The organism is Negativicutes bacterium, assembly GCA_018052945.1.
GTDB lineage: Bacteria > Bacillota > Negativicutes > JAGPMH01 > JAGPMH01 > JAGPMH01.
The window spans coordinates 1-9,614 of the sequence record JAGPMH010000052.1 but is presented as its reverse complement, the minus strand read 5'-3'; the positions used below and the strand labels follow the sequence as shown (position 1 = coordinate 9,614).

Sequence of the window (9,614 nt, the reverse complement as noted above, 5' to 3'; positions counted from 1 at the left end):
AGTAATACAATTTCTTTGACGAAAAACTTCATACATAATTATCCCAGCCGCAACTCCAACATTCAAAGATTCTCCTGCTCCAATCATTGGAATGTAAATTTTCTTTTTTATTTTCTGTGACAATTCCTGATTAACACCGTTACCCTCATTGCCAAAAACTAGTCCCAGTGGCACATTATATTCTTCGTTATAATATTCTCTACCATTAGTTATTTCAGTTGTAAATAATTCAATGTCATTTTCCTTGAAAAATACAATCAGCTCTTCCGGTGAAACATTTGTAACAATCGGCAATCGAAGCATTGCCCCCATCGTTGCCCTTACTGTTTTTCCTGCATATATATCAGCACATCCTTTTGTTAATATTACCCCGTTACAGCCTGATGCTTCCGCGGTTCTAATAATAGTGCCAATATTACCAGGATCTTGTATCGTATCAAGGATTATCAAAAACGGCTTTTCCAACTTAGCAAATTCTTTTAAATTATAATTATTATGTTGCAATATAACCATAATCCCTTGTGGCTCATTAGTTTCAGTTATCTTTTCATAAACTGATAAACTGACCTCTATCAGCTTTATCGGTTCAGTTTTTAACCTTTCAATAATAGCCATAATTCTTTTATTTTCTAAAGAGTTTTTAGTATAAAAACAATATTTTATGTTAGTTAGTGATTTTAAAGCATCTTCTGCTAATCTTACACCTTCAGCAATAAATAAATTTTCCTTATCGCGATATTTTTTTTGTTTTAAGTTAACAATTCTTTTAATTAGAGGATTTTGAACACTGGTTATAGTTTCAATCACTCCAACGCCTCCAAGCCATTGATACTCTCATTTTTTCCTACCACTACCACAATATCATCTTTTATAATTTTTTCACTTGGTAATGGTGATATTATCAAATCTTCACCACGTTTTATTGCAACTACATTGATTCCATATTTCGCTCTAATATTAGACTCTGCAATAGTTTTGTTTTGAAAGGCTTTCGGTGCTGTTATTTCTACGATGCTAAAGCGTGGCGATAATTCAATATAATCCATAACACTGGTTGATGCTAAATTATAAGCTACTCTTCTTGCCATATCACGTTCTGGTGCAACAATTCTGTCAGCTCCAACTTTTTCTAATAATTTCGTATGCAGACTATTTCTCGAAGTTGCCACGATAAAGTTGACGCCAATTTCTTTTAACTGTAATGTCGTTAATACATTTGCTTGTACGTCTTCACCAATCGCTACAACAACTACATCAAAATTTAATATTCCAAGTTCTCTTAATGCATTTTCATCCGTAGTGTCAGCTTGAACTACATGAGTTACTTCATCACTAAACTCTTGAACTTTATGCTGGTTTTTATCAATCGCTAAAACCTCATACCCCATTTTACTAAGTGCTTTTGCCATATTTGACCCAAATCGTCCTAAACCGATAACTGCAAATTGTCGATCTTTTTTCATTTTCCTCACCTTAACCTATTGTTATTTTGCCTTCCGGATATTGAATTGCTTTTTTCTTATGCTTCATTGCCAATGCTAAAGCAACAGTAACTGGCCCTACTCTGCCGGCAAACATCGTTAAAATAAGCATTAACTTTCCTTGATTAGAAAGCGCCCCTGTTATTCCGGTTGATATCCCCACTGTACCAAAAGCTGATGTAACTTCAAATAAAATATTAATGAAAGAAAAAGACTCGCTAATACTTAACATCATCGTCATGCCAACTACTAAGATTGTTGCTATCAAACCAATAGTAAAAGATTTCATAATAACATGTTTGGGAATTCTGCGATAAAATAAAGTTGGATCTTCTTTTCCTCTAATACTACTCCATAATGTTGACATTATAATAGCAAAAGTCGTAGTCTTAATACCACCAGCGGTGGAACCGGGTGAACCACCAATAAACATTAATAAGATCATGAAAAATAAGCTTGCCGTTGTTAAGTCCGCAATATTTAACGAATTAAAACCCGCCGTCCTAACCGTTACTGCCTGAAAATAACTTGTTAAAAATTTTTCACTAATTGACATACTGGCAATTGTCATCTGATTATTATTTTCTAAAAACCATATTCCTGCCGTTCCGGCAATAATTAAAAATAATGTAGTTGATAAAACCACTTTACTCTGTAATGTCAATTTTTTAAAAACTCTATTTTGTTTAATATCTAGTAATACGGAAAAACCCAGTCCCCCCATTATAATCAATGAAGTAATTACTAAATTTACTGTCCAATCGTTATAATAAGGTACTAAACTTCTATAGCCACCAAATAAATCAAAGCCGGCATTACAAAAAGCAGAAACTGCATGCCAATAACCATAAAAAATTCCTTTCGGCCCAAATTCAAAAAAGAATCTTATGGCTAAAATACTACCCCCAATAAATTCTATTAATAAAGTCATTTTAATTATATACAAGGTTAATCTTACGATTCCAGCAAAACTTAAATTATTTAAAGCTTCTTGCATTATTAATCGTTCACGTAAATTAATTTTCTTCCCCATCAAAACCGCCATTAAAGTTGTCATCGTCATAATGCCCAACCCACCGGCCTGAATAAGAAAAATAATTACCATTTGACCAAATAACGAAAAATATGTTCCGGTATCAGTTACAACCAAGCCCGTAACACAGGTTGCTGATGTTGCCGTAAACAAGGCATCAATAAAGCCTAAACTTTCTCCGTTCACACTTGCAATCGGTAACATTAGGAGAAATGCTCCTAAAAAAATTAAACCTGCAAAACCCAACGTTAAAATCTGATAAGGACTTAAACTCCATTCAGCAATATTAGTAAAATTGGATATTTGCGAAAATGTTGGTCGTTTCACTTTATCCACCACCATAATAAATATTAAACTCTATATAACAAAGAGGCTCTGTAAACAGAGCCTCTTTTATTTGAAAATTAAAGTTGTTCTTTTGCTGCAACTACTAATTGTGCAAAAGCAGCACTATCATTAACTGCTAAATCAGCTAACATTTTACGGTTAACTTCAATACCAGCTTTTTTCAAGCCATTGATAAGTTGGCTGTAAGAAATTCCATTAATACGAGCTGCTGCATTAATACGAGCAATCCATAATTTACGGAATTCACCTTTTTTCGCACGACGGTCACGACGAGCATAGAAAAGAGCTTTCATTACAACTTCATTAGCTTTTTTGAATTGCTTACTTCTAGCACCTCTGTAACCTTTTGCTAATTTTAATATTTTCTTATGACGTCTATGTGCAGTCACGCCTGTTTTAACTCTTGGCATGTTAGTTCCTCCTAATTATTTATTTTAAGCGTAAGGAAGCATTCTTAATACGCGTTCATGATCCGCTTTGCTTACTAAACCAGCTTTACGTAAATTACGCTTACGAGCAGGTGATTTTTTTTCTAATATGTGACGTTTAAAAGCTTTTGAGCGTTTAAATTCGCCAGTACCAGTTGCTTGGAAACGCTTTGCAGCACTTCTACGTGTTTTCATCTTTGGCATTTTAATATCCTCCTTTAATTATGTGGCTTTGGTGATAATATCATTATCATATTTTTACCTTCAAGCTTAGGCTCACGTTCCACAACTACTAATTCTTTTAGCTCTTCTGCCATTTTAATCAATATTTGTCTTCCTAGATCCGGATGAGATAATTCTCTACCACGGAACATAATAGTAACTTTTACTTTGTCACCATCTTCAATAAAACGCAAAGCATTTTTAAGCTTGACATTAAAATCATGTTGTTCAATATTTGGACGAAGCTTTACTTCTTTTACAGTAACTACTTTCTGTTTTTTCTTAGCTTCTTTTTCGCGCTTTTGTTGTTCATAGCGATATTTTCCAAAATCCATAATTCTGCAAACTGGTGGCTTAGCCGTAGGAGCAACCTCAACTAAATCTAATTGTTGTTCAGCTGCCATTTGCAACGCATCGCGTAATGACATAATTCCTAAAGACTCGCCAGTAGCACTATTAACACGAACTTCTCTTGCACGAATTTCCTCGTTAATTTTCAAGTTATCTTTACTAATGTGATCCACCTCCTGTATTATTCTAAAAAAATGAAAACGGGTGACAAAAGCCACCCGCATAAATGCAACAAAATCATCCTGAACCCTATCAGCTCAATTGCTATAAGGTGAGAAGCGGTGGCTCCTACTTCATATTCAAATTACTTAATAATAATATCACTACTATAGTTTATTGTCAAATACTTTTTGTAATGATTTTATTGTAAATATCTTCAATAAATTCTTCTGTTGCTATAGTCTCACTGTTATTTTCCCCATGTTTTCTTACTGCGACTTTATTTTCTTCTATTTCTTTATCACCTAGCACTACGGTGTATGGAGTTTTTAAAATTTGACTTTCTCTGATTTTATAACCAATTTTTTCATTTCTGATATCAACTTCAACCCTAATACCCTTAGCCTTCATTTTAAGAGCTAATTCATTAGCATAAGGTAATTGTTTATCGGTAATAGTCAAAACTCTAACTTGCACTGGAGCCAACCACAATGGGAATAAACCAGCAAAATGTTCAATTAATATTCCTATAAATCTTTCAATACTACCATATACAACTCGATGAATCATAACTGGTCGATGCTTTTGTCCATCTTCGCCAACAAATGTTAAATCAAATTTTTCCGGCATCAACATATCAAGCTGTATTGTTCCACACTGCCAAGTACGACCAATTGAATCTCGTAAATGAAAGTCAATCTTCGGTCCATAAAAAGCACCATCGCCCTCATTAACAATGTACTCCATTCCACAATCTTCAAGTGCTTCTTGTAAAGCCTTGGTAGTTGTTTCCCAAATTTCATCAGAACCCATTGCTTTAGCCGGCTTAGTGCTAAGCTCTGCATGATAACTTAATCCAAAAACAGAATAAACTTCATTAAACAAATCAATAACATTTTGAATTTCTGCTTTAATTTGTGATGGTAACATGAAAATATGAGCATCATCTTGAGTAAAGCTCCGTACTCGCATTAAGCCATGCAATGCTCCTGATAACTCATGGCGATGAACTAAACCAAGTTCAGCTGTTCTTAGCGGTAAATCGCGATAGCTATGTTGTTTTGTTTTATACACTAAAATGCCACCGGGACAATTCATCGGCTTAATTGCATATGCTTCATCATCAATACTAGTAAAATACATATTTTCTTGATAATGATCCCAATGCCCTGATTGTTGCCATAATTTTTGATTTAAGATAATTGGCGTTTTAATTTCTTTATAACCATATCGAGTATGAACAGCACGCCAATAATTTTCTAGTTCATTACGAATAATCATTCCATTAGGGTGAAAGAACGGAAAGCCTGGCCCCTCTTCTTGGATACTAAATAAGTCCAGTTCACGTCCTAACTTTCGATGATCGCGTTTAGCGGCTTCTTCTAACATATGTAAATAAGCATCCAAGTCTGCTTTCTTCTCAAAGGCAGTCCCATAAACTCGCTGCAACATTTTTCTTTTTTCATCGCCTCGCCAATAAGCTCCAGCAATACTTTGTAATTTTACAGTTTTAACTTTACCGGTACTAGCAACATGCGGTCCAGCACATAAATCAACAAACTCCCCTTGAGTATAAAGAGAAATAATCGCATCTTCTGGCAAATCATTAATCAATTCAACTTTATAATCTTCGCCTTTATCTGCAAACAGTTTGATGGCCTCTGCTCTTGATAACTCACTGCGAACTATTGGTAAATTTTCATTAATAATCTTTTCCATCTCTTTTTGAATTTTTCCTAAATCCTCTGTCGTAAAAGGTTCTTCTGTTTCAAAGTCATAATAAAAACCATTTTCTATCGCTGGTCCAATTGCAAATTTGACATTTTTATAAAGTCTTTTTACTGCTTGTGCTAATACATGAGATGCACTATGTCTTAGTGCTATTTTCCCCTCATTATCTTCAAACGTTAAAAGTTCAACTTTACAGTCTTCAGTCAAAACATAATCTAATCCCACAATTTTGTCATTAACTTTCGCTGCAAGAGCAACTTTTGCTAAACTTCTACTCAAAACTTTCGCAAATTCAAGTACAGTAATGTTTTCTTCAATACTTCTAATATCACCATTTTTCAAAGTAATATTAATCATTTTCAATCATCTCCAATAAAAAAATAAAACTCTCATCCCTAAAAAAGGGACGAGAGTTCTCGCGTTTCCACCCTGATTGATGATATAAAATCATCCACCTCAATTGTTTATAACGAGTTTTCTCTCGGCTGTCCTTACTATTATTTCAGTTAGCAGCTCCAAGGTGGTAATAAAAAAGTAACTTTTAAAACGTTCACAGCCTTGACGTTTATTCTCTGAAAAAGTGATTCTTTTTTATATTGTCCTTATCTTAGCTTTTAAAGATATTACATAAATAATTATAACTATTTTTATATCAGTGTCAACAATATCCTATAGTTTATTGCTGGAATTTAAAACATTTTTAATCTTATGCTGAACCATATTTTGAATTGCATTTCTAGCAGGTTTTAAATACTGACGAGGATCAAAGTCGCCAGGATTATTAACTAAATGTTCTCTAATTGAAGCAGTCATCGCTAAACGTAAATCAGTATCAATATTAATTTTACATACCCCTAATTTACCAGCTTGTAATAACATTTCTTCTGGAACACCCTTTGCTCCCATAATTTCTCCACCAAATTCATTACATTTTGAGACAAATTCAGGTAGTACTGTAGAAGCTCCATGCAGTACTAGTGGAAAATCAGGTAACATATTAGATATTTTCTCTAATCTAGCAAAGTCAAGTTCAGGATCACCTTTAAATTTATAAGCACCATGACTTGTCCCAATAGCTATTGCTAATGAATCTACACCAGTTCTCTCAACAAATTCAACGGCTTGATCAGGGTCAGTATAAGTTGCATCCTTAGTATTTACCTTTACTGCATCTTCTACACCGGCTAATCTTCCTAGCTCGCCTTCCACCACGACGCCACGAGCATGAGCATATTCAACAACTTTTTTGGTAAGTGCAATATTTTCCTCAAAAGGTAGTCTCGATCCATCTACCATTACCGAAGAAAAACCACCGTCTACACAAGCCTTACAGATTTCAAAGTCTTCGCCATGATCTAAATGTAAACAAATCGGCAACCCTGAATCCTCTAATGCAGCTTCTACTAATTTCATCAAGTAAATATGGCTGGCATATTTTCTAGCACCAGCTGATACTTGTAAAATTAATGGTGACTGTTCAATTTTTGCTGCCTCAATTATCCCCTGGATAATTTCCATGTTATTAACATTAAAGGCTCCAATTGCGTATTTTTCCTTATACGCTTTTTCAAACATTTCTTTAGATGTAACTAATGGCATTTGAACCCCTCCAGTAACGTAATATAATCAGTATTAAAAAGAACTAAAAGTAAAAGCATAAATTAATTATAACATATTACCTTTATTTTGTAATCATTATCACTTGTAATATTTTAAAAATTAAACTAAATTTTCCCACACTTTTGCAATATCTTCCGGTAAAGAAGTTTCAATCACTATTGCTTCCTTTGTTATAGGATGTTTGAAGATAATTTTTTTTGCATGCAATGCTTGACGCTGAATAAAAGAACTTGCTCCTCCATATAAATCATCTCCAAGAATGGGGTTATTAAAATGTGCTAAATGAACCCTTAATTGATGTGTCCGTCCAGTTCCTAACTTTAATTCAACTAAAGAGTTGAAGTTTTTCTCTGCAATTATTTCATAATGTGTTATTGCTTCTTTTCCTTGATAATCAACTCTCCGTTCTATAATGCTCCCAGCCTTACGAGCAATAGGCGCAATAATAGTACCCTTTTTAGGCCTCAACTTCCCTATTATAACAGCTTGATAAATTCTTTCAATAGTATTTTTGCCTTTTAGTGAAAATAAATTTTGAATATGAGGCATTTTAGCGATAACTAATAATCCTGAGGTGTTTTTATCCAAGCGATGGACAGGATGAAAATTATAATTTAACCCGTTATTTTGATAGTAAAAACTAAGTGCATTTGCTAAAGAGTCTGTCTCATTTTTCACTGTCGGATGAACCAACATTCCTGCCGGTTTGTTTATCACTAATAAAAATTCATCTTCATAGCAAATATCAAGTTTAATATCACAAGGTGGTATTAATTTTACCTCATCATATTCATAGCTTATTTTATCTCCTGCATTAACTTTTGCCAATGAAGGTTTTACTAAAGTATTATTTAAATAAACCATGTTTATTCGTTTTATTTTGCGCCAGCCTGTTAACGATATATTTTTTTCTCTTCGCAAAAAATCTTTTAATGACATATTAAAAATATTCTCTGAAACAATAAAATTAAACATAAGCTTCTCCCTACTAGATTATTATACTAAAAAGTATTATAATTGTAACCATCTTTACTATGCAGGATTATAGTTTAATTTATTTTAAAATTTCAATTTAAATCCTGTTCATTATTGGGGGCTTCAATGAATATTATTCCTAATTTTTATTTTGGTATCTCAGGTTTTGTAATTTGGTATTTGCTAGCACCACGAAAAAAAGTTGAAGGTCAACCATTTTTAGCATATACTATTGCTTTATTAATCTCATTATTAATAAGTGCTGATTTATTTTACACCAAACCTGTTGCCTTCTTTTTTAATGCCGGTGGTTCATTTGCTTTTTTATATGTCTTATTTAAAAAGACAGTAACTATAACAATAAAAACTAATAAAGGGAGTTGATTTTTATGGCAAAAGATTGTTCTTTTGACGTAGTATCGGAAGTTGATATGCAAGAAATCGATAATGTTGTTAACCAAGCCAGCAAAGAGCTAACTCAACGTTTTGATTTTCGCAACAGCAAATCCAGTATTGAATTAGAAGATAAAGCGATTAAAGTAGTCAGCGATGATGAATTTAAGTTAGGTAATGTCATCGAAATTTTACAAGGTAGAGCTATCAAACGCGGTGTGTCTGTAAAAAGCTTTGACTACGGTAAAATCGAGCCCTCCTCCAAGGGTACTGTTAAGCAAATGATAACTTTAAAAAGTGGTATTAACAAAGAAGATTCTAAGACCATCATTACAGCAATAAAAAACAGTAAAATTAAAGTCCAAGCACAAATTCAAGATGAAAAAGTTCGCGTATCGGGCAAAAATAAAGATGACCTACAACAAGTAATGTCATTACTGAAAAATCTTGATTTAAGTACAGATTTACAATTTAATAATTTCCGTTCTTAACAAAAAAGCAGCGACTGCGATAAAGTCGCTGCTTTTTTTGTTAACATTTTTACTTTTGAAAGATAGTTTAAACAATGGTAGAAACCTTATCTCAATATTTTAACAACTGTTTCACAATCATCTTACTAGCCCCTAAGGGCTTTTTTCTTAAACCCTTAGTGCCTTCTTATTGATCTTTTTAGTTAAATCTTATATTACTTCAACGATTCCACCACAGTTTAACAATCGTTTAACTACCATTTAACAATTGTTCCTCAATACAAAAAAGCACTTGCGTAAGCAAGTGCTTTTAACTTAACCAGCAACTACCTAACCTCCCAGGTCGTTTCCAACCAAGTACTCTCGGCGTGTATAGGCTTAACTACTGTGTTCGGAATGGGAA

General features: G+C 33.4%; 11 protein-coding genes, 1 rRNA gene and 2 other annotated features. Of the genes, 2 read left to right on the top strand and 10 right to left on the bottom strand.

Annotated features, from left to right (window positions below):
- From KBI38_07315 to KBI38_07275, 9 genes are all read right to left on the bottom strand, one after another.
- Positions 1–807: RNA methyltransferase (locus KBI38_07315; protein ID MBP8629865.1), on the bottom strand; the 807-nt coding region annotated here is incomplete at its 3' end.
- Positions 804–1,463, bottom strand: coding sequence for a TrkA family potassium uptake protein (locus tag KBI38_07310; protein ID MBP8629864.1), 660 nt, complete (start codon positions 1,461–1,463; stop codon positions 804–806). The genes KBI38_07315 and KBI38_07310, both read right to left, overlap by 4 nt.
- A gap of 10 nt (positions 1,464–1,473) precedes the next feature.
- On the bottom strand, positions 1,474–2,856 hold the full coding sequence (locus KBI38_07305) for a Trk family potassium uptake protein (protein ID MBP8629863.1): 1,383 nt from the start codon (positions 2,854–2,856) through the stop codon (positions 1,474–1,476).
- 62 nt (positions 2,857–2,918) lie between these two features.
- Entirely contained in the window at positions 2,919–3,272 is a 354-nt protein-coding gene (rplT, locus tag KBI38_07300) for a 50S ribosomal protein L20 (protein MBP8629862.1), read from the bottom strand.
- A 24-nt stretch (positions 3,273–3,296) separates the two neighbouring features.
- On the bottom strand, positions 3,297–3,494 hold the full coding sequence (gene rpmI, locus KBI38_07295; protein ID MBP8629861.1) for a 50S ribosomal protein L35: 198 nt from the start codon (positions 3,492–3,494) through the stop codon (positions 3,297–3,299).
- A 14-nt stretch (positions 3,495–3,508) separates the two neighbouring features.
- A complete protein-coding gene (infC, locus tag KBI38_07290) occupies positions 3,509–4,087 on the bottom strand; it encodes a translation initiation factor IF-3 (protein MBP8629860.1) in 579 nt (192 codons plus the stop codon).
- Positions 4,050–4,163: a sequence feature (ribosomal protein L20 leader region), on the bottom strand. It overlaps the preceding gene by 38 nt.
- A gap of 39 nt (positions 4,164–4,202) precedes the next feature.
- The gene (gene thrS / locus KBI38_07285; protein ID MBP8629859.1) at positions 4,203–6,110 is read right to left on the bottom strand and encodes a threonine--tRNA ligase; all 1,908 of its coding nucleotides are present in this window, start codon (positions 6,108–6,110) and stop codon (positions 4,203–4,205) included.
- A 42-nt stretch (positions 6,111–6,152) separates the two neighbouring features.
- Positions 6,153–6,371, bottom strand: a binding site (T-box leader).
- Positions 6,372–6,422: 51 nt separating this feature from the next.
- The gene (fba, locus tag KBI38_07280; GenBank protein ID MBP8629858.1) at positions 6,423–7,352 is read right to left on the bottom strand and encodes a class II fructose-1,6-bisphosphate aldolase; all 930 of its coding nucleotides are present in this window, start codon (positions 7,350–7,352) and stop codon (positions 6,423–6,425) included.
- A gap of 120 nt (positions 7,353–7,472) precedes the next feature.
- Positions 7,473–8,312 (bottom strand): RluA family pseudouridine synthase, encoded by an 840-nt coding sequence (locus KBI38_07275; GenBank protein MBP8629857.1) that lies wholly within the window; start codon positions 8,310–8,312, stop codon positions 7,473–7,475.
- 162 nt (positions 8,313–8,474) lie between these two features.
- On the opposite strand from KBI38_07275, the gene KBI38_07270 reads away from it, so the two are divergent.
- On the top strand, positions 8,475–8,732 hold the full coding sequence (locus KBI38_07270) for a hypothetical protein (GenBank protein ID MBP8629856.1): 258 nt from the start codon (positions 8,475–8,477) through the stop codon (positions 8,730–8,732).
- Between the two features lie 5 nt (positions 8,733–8,737).
- Positions 8,738–9,232, top strand: a complete 495-nt coding sequence (locus KBI38_07265; GenBank protein ID MBP8629855.1) for a YajQ family cyclic di-GMP-binding protein — start codon at positions 8,738–8,740, stop codon at positions 9,230–9,232.
- Positions 9,233–9,528: 296 nt separating this feature from the next.
- Here the strand turns inward: KBI38_07265 and rrf are convergent.
- Positions 9,529–9,614: ribosomal RNA gene (gene rrf / locus KBI38_07260) — 5S ribosomal RNA — on the bottom strand; the annotation flags it as partial.